Raw genomic sequence first — 14,136 nt, forward strand, 5'->3', positions numbered from 1 at the left:
ACGGCCACTGTGTAATGTCATGGCCGGGGGGAAAATTACTCGTGCTTGTGCAGCATTTCCTGGCGCTGGAATTCGACTTCCATACGTGCGCCGCCAAGCTCGCTGGTGCTGGCACGAATATCCCCCGCGTACTGTTCGAGGATATCGCGTGCCAGTGACAGGCCCAGCCCCTGGCCGGGGCGCAGTGTATCGGCACGCTGACCGCGAATAAACACCAGGTCACGCTTGTTCTCCGGAATGCCAGGACCATCATCCTCAACGATAAGCAGCAGTGTTTTTTCCGTCTGTTGCACGCTGACCTCAACGAACTCCAGGCAGTATTTGCAGGCGTTATCCAGTACGTTGCCCATCACTTCCATAAAATCGTTCTGCTCACCGACGAAAATCACCTCCGGTGAAATATCCAGCGTCAGAACAACGCCTTTTCGCTGATAGACTTTATTCAGTGCCGAGCACAGCCCGTCGAGCAGGGCCGGCACCGAATGCACATCGCGCTTCAGTGCATGGTGATCGGCCTGCATGCTGGCGCGATGCAGGTAATAGCCAATCTGCTGGGAGATACGGCTGATCTGCTCCAGCATGATCGGTTCGGCCTGTTCGATGGAGAGATTGCGTTCACCGCGCAGCGAACGCAGCGTAGTTTGCAGCACCGCCAGCGGGGTTTTCAGGCTGTGCGTCAGATCGCTCAGCGTTGTGCGGTAACGGGTGTAGCGCTGGCGTTCGTTATCCAGCAGCAGGTTCAGATTTCGCACCAGCCCTTTTAGCTCCTGGGGCGGGGCGGGATCAAGCGTGTCGCGATTGCCACCTTCCAGCTCACGGACCTGGGCCGCCAGTGCGCCAATCGGACGCAGACTCCAGTGGGCTGCCAGCCACAGCAACGGGATAATCAGCAGCAGATTGGCCAGCAAGACATAGCTGAACCACGACCACACCACGTCAGAGTGTTGTAGCTCTTGCGGAATGGAGTCGACCACTACAATGGTCAGCGCCGGCAGGTTGGGCGTGGCATCATAACGGTTCACCGCCACCGAGTGGGTGAAGGTATCGTTGCCATCATCGTCATAGGCGCTGAGTTTACTTTGTGCATCCCGATCGTTGCCCAGCACTTCGCGGCTGGTGTGATTATTGGTGTCGATCTCATAAAAATCCGACTTATTCAGCCATTCGCGGCGGATCTTGCTGCGAATATCGGGGACGTCGCGCTGTTGCCACAGCAGTTTGCCGTTATTGTCGTAAATAAACACCAGCGCAGGAAAATTGAGCGTCATGCGCTCAGGCTGCACGATAGTCAGCTTATTGTCCTGCCACTGGGAGAGAGTGAAAAACAGATTACTTTCGCTGCGCAGCACGCGGTAGGTGTTTTTATCGAAGCTCACCACATAACCGATGACCGCCACCATGCCGTAGGAGAGCGACATGGTTAACACGACCGCTGCGGTAGCGAGTAAGAAACGGACCCGCAGCGAAAGCGGTTTTTTGCGGCGCCAGTTAAACATGCTCAGAGATCGAAGCGGTAGCCCTGACCGCGCACCGTAGTGATGACGTCCTGAGCGTGCTCTGCCAGGATTTTTTTGCGTAAGCGGCCCATCAGCACATCAATCGTGTGACTCTCGCGCAGTTCGGCATCGGGGTAGAGTTGCAGCATCAGCGAGTCTTTGCTGACTACTTTGCCTGCATTGCGTATCAGCGTTTCAATAATGGTGTACTCGAAGGCGGTCAGTTTGATCTGCTGCTCATTGATCGTCAGCTCACGGCGTGAGAGATCCACCTGAAAAGGGTGCAGGGTGATAATTTGCGAGGCTAACCCGCTGTTGCGGCGCATCAACGCCTGCATCCGGGCCACGACCTCTTCAATATGAAAGGGCTTGGTCACGTAATCATCGGCACCGGCTTCCAGTGCTTCAACTTTAGCCTGCCAGCCGTCACGCGCGGTGAGGACCAGAATCGGCTGACGGACTTCCTGGCTGCGCCAGCGGCGGATCAGCGCCATGCCGTCTTCATCCGGCAGCCCGAGATCGACCAGGGTAATATCCGGTGTGTGTTCATTGAGGAAATAGTCGGCTTCTTTCGCGTCTTCGGCGGCATCAACCTGGTGGCCCATCTCACGCAACTGCACCGCCAGATGATGACGCAGCAGCGGATTATCTTCCACAACTAACACTCGCATAACCGAATCCTTAATAAGATCAAATAACCAGAATTAACAACATAGCCCCAGGAGACCTGAAGGTGCAATAGCCCGAACGGTGGCTCGCTTTTTTTGGGGGCACAACAGGCGTTAAGTATAGGGGAGATCAGATAAACAAGAGGTTAACACGGGCCGACTGAGCCGGCCCGGTGGGGCGAGATTATTTCAGGTCGTCAACCATCTGGATGGCGCGGCCGATATAGTTGGCCGGGGTCATCTGTTTCAGGCGAGTTTTCTCGTCTTCCGGCAGATCCAGTCCGTCGATGAAGGTTTTCATGCCTTCAGCGTCAACACGTTTACCGCGCGTCAGTTCTTTCAACTTCTCGTAAGGTTTTTCGATGCCGTAACGGCGCATGACTGTCTGGATCGGTTCAGCCAGCACTTCCCAGTTGTGATCCAGCTCGTCCAGCAGACGCGCGCGGTTCACTTCCAGTTTGGAGATGCCTTTCAGCGTTGCCTGATAAGCGATCAGCGCATAACCCACGCCCACGCCGAGGTTACGCAGTACCGTGGAGTCGGTCAGGTCGCGCTGCCAGCGTGATACCGGCAGTTTGCTGGCCAGGTGCTGCATCATGGCGTTAGCCAGGCCCAGGTTGCCTTCGGAGTTTTCGAAGTCAATCGGGTTCACCTTGTGCGGCATGGTGGAAGAACCGATTTCACCCGCAATGGTTTTCTGCTTGAAGTGGTTCAGTGCGATGTAACCCCAGACATCACGATCGAAGTCGATCAGAATGGTGTTAAAGCGCGCCATGCAGTCAAACAGCTCGGCAATGTAGTCGTGCGGCTCGATCTGCGTGGTGTACGGATTCCATGTCACGCCCAATGACGTCACGAAGGTTTCACTGAATTCATGCCAGTCCACTTCCGGGTACGCCGCGATGTGGGCGTTGTAGTTGCCCACGGCACCGTTGATTTTACCCAGGATTTCAATGCGTTCTAACTGGCGCAACTGACGCTCAAAGCGATAGGCAACGTTCGCCATCTCTTTACCCAGCGTTGACGGCGTTGCAGGCTGGCCGTGGGTGCGCGACAGCAATGGGATATCACGGTACTGCACCGCCAGGTCCTTCACGGCGACGATGATTTTGTTCCAGTAAGGCACAATCACCTCACGGCGTGCGGTTTCCAGCATCAGCGCGTGTGACAGGTTATTGATATCTTCTGAAGTACAGGCGAAGTGAATAAATTCAGATACCGCGTGCAGGGCAGGGACGGATTCCACTTTCTCTTTCAGAAAGTATTCCACTGCTTTCACATCGTGATTGGTGGTGCGCTCAATGGTTTTGATGCGCGCAGCGTCTTCTTCGCTGAAACTGCTGACAATAGCATCAAGGTAAGCGTTTGCGTCGGCATCAAATGCAGGAACTTCCTTGATCGCAGCGCAGGTTGCCAGTTTCTGTAACCAGCGAACTTCAACCTCAACGCGGAATTTCAGCAGGCCATATTCGCTGAAAATACCACGCAGTGGGCTGACTTTGTCGCCATAACGGCCATCTACAGGTGAGACGGCGGTCAGAGAGGATAATTCCATTGTTGCTGCTCCAGGATCGGTTAAAAAATCAGGTTGGGGTCCCGTTAAGGCGGGCCAGAATCGCTTTTGCCTCATTGACTAAGCGGTTACGGGAAAACATCAGCTGCAGACGGCCACCGCCGACCTGCTGCCACAACACCGCTGCACGGATACCCGCCAGCAATGTTGCACGAACTTTGCTCTGTACCTGACTATTCTGCAGGACAGCCGGTGAACCGGTGACCTGGATACGCGGGCCGAGCGGGCTGATTACATCGACATAAATCCCTGCCATCGCGCTTAACAGGGTATCGGATTCCAGATCGTAGTGCGCCAGTTGGCGATCGAGCTGGGCAATACGGCTGGACAACTCATTCAGTGCCGTTTTGCTGGCGTTCAGTTTACGCTCCAGCACCATCATACTCAGCGTGTAACGCGTCAGTTCGGCGCCCAGACCCTGGCGGCTGTTGCTGTTCAGCACGGCCAGCAGGGTTTCCAGACCAAACTGCAGGTTTGCTTCGTCGTTACCGAACACCGCCAGTGTGGATGACGGGTTCAGGTCCAGCAGGCTCTTCAGCGATGTTTTTAACGCATCGGGCGGGCACTGTCCCTGGTGTGCCAGTTGCTGCACCAGGTGAGCGGACTGGCAGATGCCAGCCAGTGCCAGAGTAATATCATAGTAATTCTTCGCCACGGTAACTCCTGTATACGCCAGACTTCAGGCTGCTGGTACGTTGGCTGCTATTCTGCGGCCCGACTGTTGATGTGTTAACCCGCTTATGCGTTAACCAGCGGCTGACGCTGTTCGATGATGCCGCCACCCAGGCAGACTTCATCGATATAGAAAACCGCAGACTGCCCAGGCGTTACGGCCGCCACCGGCTGGTCAAAACGTACTTCAATACGTTCAGCATCCAGCGGGGTGACAGTGCAGGGGATATCTTCCTGGCGATAGCGGGTTTTCACCATGCAGCGCAGTGGCGCGGTCAGCGTTTCGCGATCCACCCAGTGCAACTGCTGAGCAATCAGGCCCGTGGACATCAGACGCGGATGGTCGTGGCCCTGAGCAACCACCAGCACATTGTTCGCCACGTCTTTATCGACCACGTACCAGGGCTCTTCGTTACCGTCTTTGGTACCGCCGATGCCCAGCCCTTTGCGCTGGCCCAGCGTGTGGTACATCAGACCCTGATGCTGCCCCACGGTGTCGCCGTCAACGGAGACAATCGGCCGTGATCAAATCAAGCTGTTCAGCAAGGATTGGGCGTACGGCCCGCTTTGTATTCCGCCAGGAAGTGTTCAAACACATTGTCCCAGTATTCGGCGGCAAAATTGACCGTATGCAGATAGATACCGAGCTTGTCACAGACTGCCTGCGCATCGGCTAAATCTTCCGCTGCGGTGCAATACTCCTCACCATCATCCTCCTCCCAGTTTTTCATAAACAGGCCTTCAGAAACGGAGGAGTCAACGCCGCCGGACATCCCGACGATCACTTTTTTCTGGCTGTTAGAACTGTTCAACATTGCTTGTCCGACTTTAAGGAGCCGTAAAAGGCGACTCTGATAAAATTGCGCGGCATTCTATCACGCGTCGGCGACCTGCGCACTCTCGCTAAACGGCCACTGGAAGGCGCTAGCGCGGCCCGGTTTGATAAATGTGCAGGCTTTCTGCGACCAGCGGTGAGCGCAGTTTTTTTGACGTCATGATCTCCTGCGGCGGCAGCCACCAGCAACGATCAATATCGCGGTCCTGGGGATAGGTGTCGATTGCTTCAGGCAGATCCAGGGCGAACAGGAAACGCAGGAACGGGGTGTTATCCTGGGCAATCCACTGGTGCAGACGTAAAAAGGCCTGGGGGATCGCATCAATGCCTGTCTCTTCCGACAGTTCACGCACCGCCGCCTGAAGCAGCGTTTCATCCGCTTCCAGATGACCCGCAGGCTGGTTCCATGTTGTGCGTCCACGCACACGTTCTTCTACTACCAGAAACTGTCCTTCAGCCTGTACCACCGTGGCTACGGTGACGTGCGGTTTAAACATAATGTTCTCCATTCGGTTAAGACGCGCAGCGTGCCGCGCGTTAAAAAGTCAGATTTCGTTGCTGATATCACGCCATTCGCCTGGCGCCAGACCCTGTAACTGTAACGCACCCATGGAGAAACGGATCAGCCGCAGGGTGGGAAAGCCAATATGCGCCGTCATTCGACGTACCTGACGGTTACGCCCTTCAAACAGGGTGATTTTCAGCCAGCAGGTTGGAATCGCTTTGCGCTCACGAATCGGAGGTTGACGATCCCATAACCAGTCGGGGGCGGCCACTTTTTCTACCCCGGCGGGCAGGGTGGGGCCATCTTTCAGATTTACGCCAGTGCGTAACGGTTGCAGGTCACTCTCCTGCGGATCGCCCTCGACCTGTACAAAATAGATTTTTCCGGTGCGTTTACCGGGCTGGGTCAGCGTGGCCTGGAGTGCGCCGTCATTGGTCAGCACCATCAGCCCTTCGCTGTCACGGTCAAGGCGCCCGGCAGCATAAATACCCGGCTGGGGAACATAATCTTTTAGCGTGCGGCGCCCGGCTTCATCGCTGAACTGGGGCAACACATCAAAGGGCTTATTAAACAGCACCACGCAACGTGGGCCTTTAACGGCTGGTTTGGCGGCGCGGCGCGGGCCGGAACGCCCAGGGTGATGATTCGTCAAGGAAGATTTTCGCATGGTCTTTGCACTGAGTAACAATGAGTGCATTATACCGCAATCCCGAGATGATTGGCGCGGAGTCAATATTCAAGTAGTATTGACGCGCATCTTACAAGTCATTAACAAAAAAAAGCGCTCGAAGGAGAGGTTAATGGAAAGCAAAGTAGTTGTTCCGGCGGAAGGTCAGAAAATCACCCTGGATCAGGGAAAACTCAACGTACCTAACAATCCAATCATCCCGTTTATCGAAGGTGATGGCATTGGCGTTGACGTGTCTCCAGTGATGATCAAAGTTGTTGATGCCGCTGTGCAGAAAGCTTACAACGGTGAGCGTAAAATTTCCTGGATGGAAATTTACACCGGTGAGAAATCGGTAGAGCTTTACGGCCAGGATGTCTGGTTACCAGAAGAAACCCTCGACCTGATTAAAGAATATCGCGTTGCCATCAAAGGCCCACTGACCACCCCGGTCGGCGGCGGTATTCGTTCCCTGAACGTTGCCCTGCGTCAGCAGCTTGATCTGTACATCTGCCTGCGTCCTGTCCGTTACTACACCGGCACACCAAGCCCGGTGAAACGCCCGGAAGACACCGATATGGTGATTTTCCGTGAGAACTCCGAAGATATCTATGCGGGTATCGAGTGGAAAGCGGGTACGCCGGAAGCAGATAAAGTCATCAAGTTCCTGCGTGATGAAATGGGCGTGAAGAAAATTCGCTTCCCTGAGCAGTGCGGTATCGGCGTTAAGCCATGTTCAGAAGCGGGCACCCAGCGTCTGGTGCGTGCAGCCATCGAATACGCAATCACTAATGACCGTGATTCTGTAACGCTGGTTCACAAAGGCAACATCATGAAATTCACCGAAGGCGCTTTCAAAGACTGGGGTTACCAGTTGGCGAAAGAAGAATTCGGCGGTGAGCTGATCGATGGTGGTCCGTGGATGACGGTGAAGAACCCGAACACCGGCAAAGAGATCGTCATTAAAGACGTGATCGCCGATGCCTTCCTGCAGCAGATCCTGCTGCGTCCGGCTGAGTATGACGTAATTGCCTGTATGAACCTGAACGGTGACTACATCTCTGACGCCCTGGCGGCGCAGGTGGGCGGTATCGGTATTGCTCCGGGTGCTAACATCGGTGACGAATGTGCACTGTTTGAAGCCACCCACGGTACTGCACCTAAGTATGCTGGCCAGGATAAAGTGAACCCAGGTTCTATCATCCTGTCTGCAGAAATGATGCTGCGTCATATGGAATGGTTCGAAGCCGCTGACCTGATTGTTAAAGGCATGGAAGGCGCAATTGCTGCCAAAACCGTGACCTATGACTTCGAGCGTCAGATGGAAGGCGCTAAACTGCTGAAAGCTTCAGAGTTTGGCGACGCGATGATCAAACATATGTAATCAGCCCTGCTGATGCTGTGCTGACGGGAACCTTAGGGTTCCCGTTTTTATTTTCAGTTTCGAATTATTTAGCGTGATATTCTTCACGTTTTTGCTTCAGAGAGGCAGATAGCCACGCCAGGAAATCAAGTAGCGTTGGGGTGTAATAATGGGTGTCACCAGCCAATCCGTGCGTCAACGTGTTTAAAGCCGATGCCGCAGACTCATTATCGGTATAAGTTTCCCGAAACAGATCGATGCCATTAATCAAATCATCAATATGTTGCATGCCATGCCTGGAGATGGTTTTAAAGGCAGTATCAACAATTTCCGGATAAGTATCTCCGTATTCGTCAGAGTCCTGCCCGAAGAAAACCACGAAAAAATCGCTAATCCATTTATGAGCACTCATCAGTTACCCCGGCACAGGATAAGCAGTAAGGACAGAGTAGGGTTTACCATGGTAAGTCTCCTTGAATAACACGACGACAAGTTTATTTTTCATGTTATTTAGCGTGATATTCTTCACGTTTTTGCTTCAGAGAGGCAGATAACCACGCAAGAAAATCAAGCAGTGTCGGGGTGTAATAATGGGTGTCACCAGCCAAATATCGCGTCAGCTTGTTCAGAGCGACAGCGGCAGATTCATTGTCTGGGTAAGTTTGGCGAAAATCATCAATGTTGTGAATCAGGTAATCCAGATAATTTTCACCGCCTTCAACATAGATTTTGAAAGCAGAATCGACAATGTCGGGATAATTTTCGCCATATTCATCACTGTCTTGCCCGAAGAAAACGATGAAAAAGTTACTAATGTTGGTGAAGTTTTTCATATTTAAATTACCGGGAAAGCCGTAGTGATGTAATAAGGCTTGTTGTTGAATTGTTTTTTCTTCATAACAACCTCAATTCTGGTGGCTTTAACTGCCTCAGTTGAATCATATTTAACAATGATCCCTACATTTTTCTTAACGTCATACATGAACGTAAGGTAAAACCCAGTATCAGCGCTATTACCTTTTGCCCATTGCCGGATTTTAGCCCGATTGGCTTTAACGGCTTTGCTTATGGCTTTTTCGGCAACTTCCAGCGAAGTGAAAGAGCTGGCAGCGTGTTCCGGCCTGAATGAGCCTGACTGTATACCCCTCTTAACCTTTTCCAGTAATTCACGCTCAGATTTGCCCACATGCTTTCTCAATGTATGCCCACCGCCCGAAAAACCTTTCGCGGCCTCATGCCTCATCAAATTAACCTGTCCCATTCTGACCGATGCCACACGAGCCGTACCCGCTACTGAGAACGGGAGTATCACATCCACGGCGATGCCGATCTGGTCAGCCGTAGACTTATCTGCGCCCAGCTCACTTGCGATACCCGCCGTAGCGCGAGCGGTCATTGAGGCCGTTGGTTTGCCGGAATACACCTGCCAGGCCGAAGCACTCATCCCATCCAGACTGTGCGCCCCCACAATAATGCATCCCGCTTTCGTCACTCCGGTAGGTTCCGGGACCAGGCAAAGGGCAGTGGCACCGGCCAGCTCCAGCACACTACCGAGAAACCCGATACTGCCCCAGATACGCTCAGTGAGCACTGACTCATCAGCCATGACGGCTGCCAACTGGACCGGGGTCATGGCAATACTAAAACCGTTTTCCATAACGTTTCCTTGTTATCACATCATCCAGAACTGAGGATAAAGGAGTAGGATTAACGGGTAAATATTATCCAGGGCACCTGCGTCTTTTTCGTAAAAACACTCAATTTTGCATAGCATCGGCAAGTGATGGCTTAATAGTGGATATCTTATGTGTGTGATCGCTTTAGGAGAATGGATCAATGATTGTCAGGACATGGCACGGCTGCGTGCCTCTCAAACACGCTGAAGGGTTTAGCGCTCATTTGCAGAAGACTGGGGTGGAGCATGCAACAGGGACGCCGGGTAACAAAGGCGCAGCTGTCCGACGCGAAACGCAGGGGGACTGGGAGCATTTCTTCCTGGCGACGTGGTGGGAGGATCTGAATGCCGTGAAGGCATTTGCCGGAGAGCATTATCAGATTGCCGTCACTTACCCGGATGATGAGGTGTTTGAACTGTTGTCTGACCCTTACGTTTTTCAGCATGAGGTTCAGTCGATCTCCACCTTGTGATGCCAGGCGAAGCGCTCAGAGCAAAACGGCATCCTGAGTGATTTGCCCCTGAACACCCCATACAGCGATCAATCAGGACGAATACTGTCACCGCGGCCCACGGATTTTTCACAGTCAGCTTTTAGTCTGCCGTATGCATCGGGTGCCAGCGGGGCGGTCATCATGGTGCGCCAGGTACGGCATTCAGGCGTTTCACTGCGCTGTTGCTTCGGCTGATGTGGTGAACAGGCGGTTGTAAGAGCCGCGATGGCTATCAGTAAGATGGTTTTGTTGATCATGCTCTCTCCTTTTGTACGGCAGAATCTATCGCGGGGCGAAAAGGCAATGGCATCACTTCCCGCTCCGGTTCTGTAAGAATAGGTAAAAAATTAACATAAGCTCTGGTTAACCATTAGCGCGCTATGTTAGTTTTATCTTTCACGCGGATACAAGAGGAAAATGGTCATGACCTACTTCCAGTATGCAATGGAGCGGATTAAGCTGATTACCACCGAAGTGGAATGCCCTGATTGTCACCGACCTGGCCGACAGTCGATCACCATGCAATCAAAAGCCTCACCGATGAAATGCCCGCATTGCGAAACGAGATTCACCCTGCAGCAGTAACCGTTACCGATTTTGTCACAAACCGCCGGATGGGCGGTTTTTGCTTTTTCGCCTTCAGGCTGACCTCATCTTTGGATCCATGACCAGACTGTTGCCTCCCTGCGATACATCACAATGTTTTATAGCAAAGTGCATGATGGCCTTCACTGCCCCAGCCGTTGCTTAATGAGCCGTCCTGGTAAACATAGAACCAGGATGTCCAGCCATCGTTCTGTTGGCCGTCAACCCAGTAGTACCAGGGTTTCCATCCTTTACCATAGAGCCCCATCGTTCCCCATTCACTGGTGAGCCGCCCAACTTTGCCACGTACATTGTTGTCGGACAAGGCGTCAGAGCCGCTTACCCGGGTAAAATAGGGTAACTGGTATCCCTCTCCTTTACTGGCGCAATAGTCGACGGCTTCATCGCGACTCATTATCATTTCCCCTGAATTGATAAACCAGCTCTCCAGCGTAAAGCTGTAGCTCAGCGTTTTACCGACGGCAGGCGTCGCGGTGATTGTCACCGTTTTCGATCCGGAGGAGGCCTCACCCGCAAAAAGGACGTGTCCCAGGGGATCCACGGTGACCCAACTCTGATCCGATGCCCAGCTAAACTGGCGCGGATCGGCCCCGGGTGTGAGTTTGACGGTGAAGGTCGCACCGCGGAAACCCGTTTTCGGGAAAGATCCCGCGGGAGGAAAATCGGTTCCGGCACTATCCAGATGGGTGTTTATCCCCACAATCTTTGTCTGCGTCAGGGGGGCGGTTAGCATGATCTTCGCCGCGAGTTGATTAAAATCACCCTCGGTATCGCCTGCATATTCGGGTATCAGAGTAAATTGTCCAGCTGTGGTTCCTGATAGCGCTGCGCTGTAAACACCGGGTGCGGTCTCCTGAAGATCGCTGAGGGTGGGCAAGGCAGAAGCGTTCCTCATCACATCCTGCCTGATCGACAGATTGATCCGCTCCGCATGGCGACTGAGGGGCTGGCCGTCGCGATCTTTCAATTCGATGGTCAGCGTACTGGTTTCAAGCCCATCGGCTTCGATAGTGGAGGGCGATAAGGTGAGCGTCGAAGAGACTGCAGAGGGGATTCTGCTGACAATTTCCACCTGAGCGGGTGAGGATATCAGCCCTCTGGCGGAGGCGGTTAACGTCAGACGCTCTTCCTGCATGCCGGCGGTGACGGTCAGCGTATAGACGCCCGCTGACCGTCTTTTTAGCGCCGAAACGAGAGCTGTGGAGGACGCAATATCCGACTCCACGTGAAGGATTATATCGTCCACTGCTTCATCAATGGGTTTTAACTGCTCGTCTATCAGGGTTAACACCAACTCCCGCATGCTGATGCCATCGGCGGGGAGCTGGCTTCTGGCTGGCATTATGCTGCTCTGACTGACGCCGGCGCCAGGATTGTTGACCGTAATCACCAGGTTCTGAGAGAGGGAACGGTTCCCGCGTTTATCCACGGCAATGGCCGAGACCTTATAGATGTTGGCCACCGGGTCGCCGTTGCGCCACGGCGGCAGTATCACATCCTGCTGATGGGGTGTCATGCCACTGATGATTTTTCCGCCCGCTTCCTGCAGTGAGGCTGAAGACCATTCAAGATGGGAAAACCCATGCCGGGCATTTACGCTGATCCCCAGCGGCTTACGTTCACCTGCAGCGCCGTTAAGCGCACCTGCCATCATGAAAGTGATAACCTGCTGTTTACGATACTCCAGAACGATAGTGTTGTTTCTTTCGACCATGTCATTGCGACTACCTGCAAGGCTGCGTCGTGATGATACGGCTGCGGGCGAAAGCTGTTGCTGCAATGAGGAATCCAGCCCCACGGTAAACTGAAGAGACAAATGACGGTCTTTGGTATTCGATTTTCCCTGGCGATGTTCTGCACTGAAGGTCAAAAGGGGAAAAGGCGTATAATTTAGTCCGACCGTTATCGCATAAGGATCTTTCAGCCGGTTCTCAATGTTAAACAGCGCGACTTCATCCCCGTAATATTGTTCAAACATCAGCATCGCCCCCAACTGCGGCCAGGCAGGAAGCCAGGCGTTAGCGCGCGTATCCCAGCCGTTAGCGGGGCGTGCATCATAGTCTTCACGGGTTTTCGCCGATCGCCAGTCAGAGAGGGGAGTGTAATAGTTGGCGCTGAGTTTCAGATCATCACGCCAGTGCTCAATGCCCGCCCCCAGACGGCGGTGATACCCTGACAGGTCATAATCAAAAAAGATGTTGCCGCCATACATCACGCTATCGCTGAAGTAACGTAGCCCAAGCCCGACATTAAGCTGTGCGCGATCGTCGCTACGGTGCAGGCTGGTTTGATTAAAGGTCATCGCATGTTCAGTTTGCCAGAGGGGAATAAGCAGATCGAAGGCGGAGTTTTTTAGCGAAATATTTTCATCGCTTTCTATCTGTACACGGGCGGTGCCAAAGGGGTTGAGGAAGGACTTGAGCTGCTGGCTGACTTCACTGTCGATCTCACGCTGGAGATAGCGAAGTCCCGCTGCGCTGTCTGTTTTAGCCGTAAGAAAATGAATACCCGTATTCACTGCCTTTGAAAGGGCGGTCGCGTTGCTGTCGTGGGTTGGCGTATTTTGCGGGGTGTCATTGAGGGTGAGAAAATCCTCCTCTTGCGGAAAACCGGGGAAATCAGCGGAGGATGCAGGGAAAACAAAAACAGCGGAAGTGATGATAAATACGACGGTTGACGAAAAAATGTTTTTTATAAGTTTCATTTTTATTTAAGTCTGGCTGTGTTTTTTCAAATAATCAAAATCTGATGTTATGCGATGAAATTTGATGCAATAATTCATAGGTGGTTCGGACAGAGAGTTTCTCTCTGGCGCTGCTTATTCTGCTGTAAATGGTTTTTACGGGAGTTTTTTGTATTTCTGCTATCGCATTGACGGAATGTCCGCTGGACAACATTTTTAACATCATGTTTTCAACGGGCGTCAGATCGGCATGTAAAGTGGCTGGCGTAGGGGTGTTTTCATTTTTATCGTTTACCATCAGGTTTTCCATTATTCTTATCATTTCACTTTTTACCGACTGGATATCATGATGAAGGTCGATGGTGAAATCTGCGATCCTGGGTGATAGTTTATCTCTGGCGATGCTGCTTAAGTAAATTCGTGGGGCAGGATTTTCCTGTATACTCAGAGACAGAATGTCGACACAACGCAAATCAACAATCAGAAAATAACCCGTAGCAATATGACCTTCGTTGTTAATCTCCGCCATTATCTGCATTAATGATTTTTTAAGATAGATGCAGTCAGTGAGAATATTATATTTAATTCTGCTTCCAGGTGCTGATGTCACGTTTTATCCTTCTCGAATCCTTAAGGGAAATGCATCTTAGCGGGTACATAAAGTGACAGCAATCAGGCGGGTTAAAAGTAACAAGAAGGGCATTTTATTTTTTATTTTTTGTTTTAAATCATAATCTTATTAGTTCTGTTACACGTGTTACCTGTGTCAGGATTGCCTGTTACATCAATAAAGACAGGCGTCATGGAAAAAATATTTTCTGAAGTGGGAAAAATAAATATTCCACAAGGTAATGTAACTTACTATAATTGAAAGAATTTCGCTTTCAGAAGGGTGGTCG

At 52.2% G+C, this 14,136-nt stretch carries 14 protein-coding genes and 2 pseudogenes; 3 read left to right on the top strand and 13 right to left on the bottom strand.

What is annotated here, in order from left to right:
* Nucleotides 1–35: 35 nt before the first annotated feature.
* The 7 genes and pseudogenes from phoQ to rluE form a co-directional block, all read right to left on the bottom strand.
* On the bottom strand, nt 36–1,496 hold the full coding sequence (gene phoQ / locus WH277_RS15550; protein ID WP_133843289.1) for a two-component system sensor histidine kinase PhoQ: 1,461 nt from the start codon (nt 1,494–1,496) through the stop codon (nt 36–38).
* Nucleotides 1,497–1,498: 2 nt separating this feature from the next.
* On the bottom strand, nt 1,499–2,167 hold the full coding sequence (phoP, locus tag WH277_RS15555) for a two-component system response regulator PhoP (protein WP_133843291.1): 669 nt from the start codon (nt 2,165–2,167) through the stop codon (nt 1,499–1,501).
* 181 nt (nt 2,168–2,348) lie between these two features.
* Nucleotides 2,349–3,719: an adenylosuccinate lyase gene (purB, locus tag WH277_RS15560; protein ID WP_133843292.1), complete on the bottom strand. Its 1,371-nt coding sequence runs from the start codon at nt 3,717–3,719 to the stop codon at nt 2,349–2,351.
* A gap of 28 nt (nt 3,720–3,747) precedes the next feature.
* Nucleotides 3,748–4,392 carry a high frequency lysogenization protein HflD gene (gene hflD, locus WH277_RS15565; RefSeq protein WP_339457392.1) on the bottom strand — a complete coding sequence of 215 codons (645 nt, stop codon included), beginning with the start codon at nt 4,390–4,392 and terminating at the stop codon, nt 3,748–3,750.
* 83 nt (nt 4,393–4,475) lie between these two features.
* A pseudogene (locus WH277_RS15570) lies at nt 4,476–5,224 on the bottom strand (MnmA/TRMU family protein).
* A 60-nt stretch (nt 5,225–5,284) separates the two neighbouring features.
* Nucleotides 5,285–5,741 (bottom strand): annotated as a pseudogene (locus WH277_RS15575) (NUDIX domain-containing protein).
* A 48-nt stretch (nt 5,742–5,789) separates the two neighbouring features.
* Nucleotides 5,790–6,446, bottom strand: a complete 657-nt coding sequence (gene rluE, locus WH277_RS15580) for a 23S rRNA pseudouridine(2457) synthase RluE (protein ID WP_159337283.1) — start codon at nt 6,444–6,446, stop codon at nt 5,790–5,792.
* 103 nt (nt 6,447–6,549) lie between these two features.
* Here rluE and icd point away from each other — a divergent pair, with 103 nt between their 5' ends.
* Nucleotides 6,550–7,800 (top strand): NADP-dependent isocitrate dehydrogenase, encoded by a 1,251-nt coding sequence (icd, locus tag WH277_RS15585; RefSeq protein WP_339505903.1) that lies wholly within the window; start codon nt 6,550–6,552, stop codon nt 7,798–7,800.
* A 64-nt stretch (nt 7,801–7,864) separates the two neighbouring features.
* On the opposite strand, the gene WH277_RS15590 is transcribed toward icd, so the two are convergent.
* From WH277_RS15590 to WH277_RS15600, 3 genes are all read right to left on the bottom strand, one after another.
* On the bottom strand, nt 7,865–8,191 hold the full coding sequence (locus WH277_RS15590) for a hypothetical protein (protein ID WP_339505904.1): 327 nt from the start codon (nt 8,189–8,191) through the stop codon (nt 7,865–7,867).
* A 94-nt stretch (nt 8,192–8,285) separates the two neighbouring features.
* A complete protein-coding gene (locus tag WH277_RS15595; protein WP_200644006.1) occupies nt 8,286–8,612 on the bottom strand; it encodes a hypothetical protein in 327 nt (108 codons plus the stop codon).
* Between the two features lie 2 nt (nt 8,613–8,614).
* The gene (locus tag WH277_RS15600; protein ID WP_339505905.1) at nt 8,615–9,436 is read right to left on the bottom strand and encodes an RNase A-like domain-containing protein; all 822 of its coding nucleotides are present in this window, start codon (nt 9,434–9,436) and stop codon (nt 8,615–8,617) included.
* A 179-nt stretch (nt 9,437–9,615) separates the two neighbouring features.
* Here WH277_RS15600 and WH277_RS15605 point away from each other — a divergent pair, with 179 nt between their 5' ends.
* A complete protein-coding gene (locus tag WH277_RS15605) occupies nt 9,616–9,927 on the top strand; it encodes a hypothetical protein (protein ID WP_133843308.1) in 312 nt (103 codons plus the stop codon).
* A gap of 68 nt (nt 9,928–9,995) precedes the next feature.
* Here WH277_RS15605 and WH277_RS15610 read toward each other — a convergent pair whose 3' ends face one another.
* Nucleotides 9,996–10,205, bottom strand: coding sequence for a hypothetical protein (locus WH277_RS15610; RefSeq protein ID WP_339505906.1), 210 nt, complete (start codon nt 10,203–10,205; stop codon nt 9,996–9,998).
* Between the two features lie 166 nt (nt 10,206–10,371).
* On the opposite strand from WH277_RS15610, the gene WH277_RS28720 reads away from it, so the two are divergent.
* On the top strand, nt 10,372–10,533 hold the full coding sequence (locus WH277_RS28720) for a YnfU family zinc-binding protein (protein WP_213202313.1): 162 nt from the start codon (nt 10,372–10,374) through the stop codon (nt 10,531–10,533).
* Between the two features lie 109 nt (nt 10,534–10,642).
* On the opposite strand, the gene WH277_RS15615 is transcribed toward WH277_RS28720, so the two are convergent.
* Together WH277_RS15615 and WH277_RS15620 are read right to left on the bottom strand one after the other, a co-directional pair.
* Complete coding sequence (locus WH277_RS15615; RefSeq protein ID WP_171148677.1) at nt 10,643–13,258, bottom strand: inverse autotransporter beta domain-containing protein; 2,616 nt, start codon at nt 13,256–13,258, stop codon at nt 10,643–10,645.
* Between the two features lie 34 nt (nt 13,259–13,292).
* Complete coding sequence (locus WH277_RS15620; RefSeq protein WP_133843312.1) at nt 13,293–13,847, bottom strand: helix-turn-helix transcriptional regulator; 555 nt, start codon at nt 13,845–13,847, stop codon at nt 13,293–13,295.
* Nucleotides 13,848–14,136: the final 289 nt, after the last annotated feature.

The sequence above is a fragment of the Erwinia sp. MYb416 genome, assembly GCF_037479575.1.
Taxonomy (GTDB): Bacteria; Pseudomonadota; Gammaproteobacteria; order Enterobacterales; family Enterobacteriaceae; genus Erwinia; species Erwinia rhapontici.

Coding starts and splice junctions, on each gene's coding strand:
- phoQ (WP_133843289.1), bottom strand. CDS start 1,496: ATGTTTAACTGGCGCCGCAAAAAACCGCTTTCGCTGCGGGTCCGTTTC.
- phoP (WP_133843291.1), bottom strand. CDS start 2,167: ATGCGAGTGTTAGTTGTGGAAGATAATCCGCTGCTGCGTCATCATCTG.
- purB (WP_133843292.1), bottom strand. CDS start 3,719: ATGGAATTATCCTCTCTGACCGCCGTCTCACCTGTAGATGGCCGTTAT.
- rluE (WP_159337283.1), bottom strand. CDS start 6,446: ATGCACTCATTGTTACTCAGTGCAAAGACCATGCGAAAATCTTCCTTG.
- icd (WP_339505903.1), top strand. CDS start 6,550: ATGGAAAGCAAAGTAGTTGTTCCGGCGGAAGGTCAGAAAATCACCCTG.
- WH277_RS15590 (WP_339505904.1), bottom strand. CDS start 8,191: ATGAGTGCTCATAAATGGATTAGCGATTTTTTCGTGGTTTTCTTCGGG.
- WH277_RS15595 (WP_200644006.1), bottom strand. CDS start 8,612: ATGAAAAACTTCACCAACATTAGTAACTTTTTCATCGTTTTCTTCGGG.
- WH277_RS15600 (WP_339505905.1), bottom strand. CDS start 9,436: ATGGAAAACGGTTTTAGTATTGCCATGACCCCGGTCCAGTTGGCAGCC.
- WH277_RS15605 (WP_133843308.1), top strand. CDS start 9,616: ATGATTGTCAGGACATGGCACGGCTGCGTGCCTCTCAAACACGCTGAA.
- WH277_RS15610 (WP_339505906.1), bottom strand. CDS start 10,205: ATGATCAACAAAACCATCTTACTGATAGCCATCGCGGCTCTTACAACC.
- WH277_RS28720 (WP_213202313.1), top strand. CDS start 10,372: ATGACCTACTTCCAGTATGCAATGGAGCGGATTAAGCTGATTACCACC.
- WH277_RS15615 (WP_171148677.1), bottom strand. CDS start 13,258: ATGAAACTTATAAAAAACATTTTTTCGTCAACCGTCGTATTTATCATC.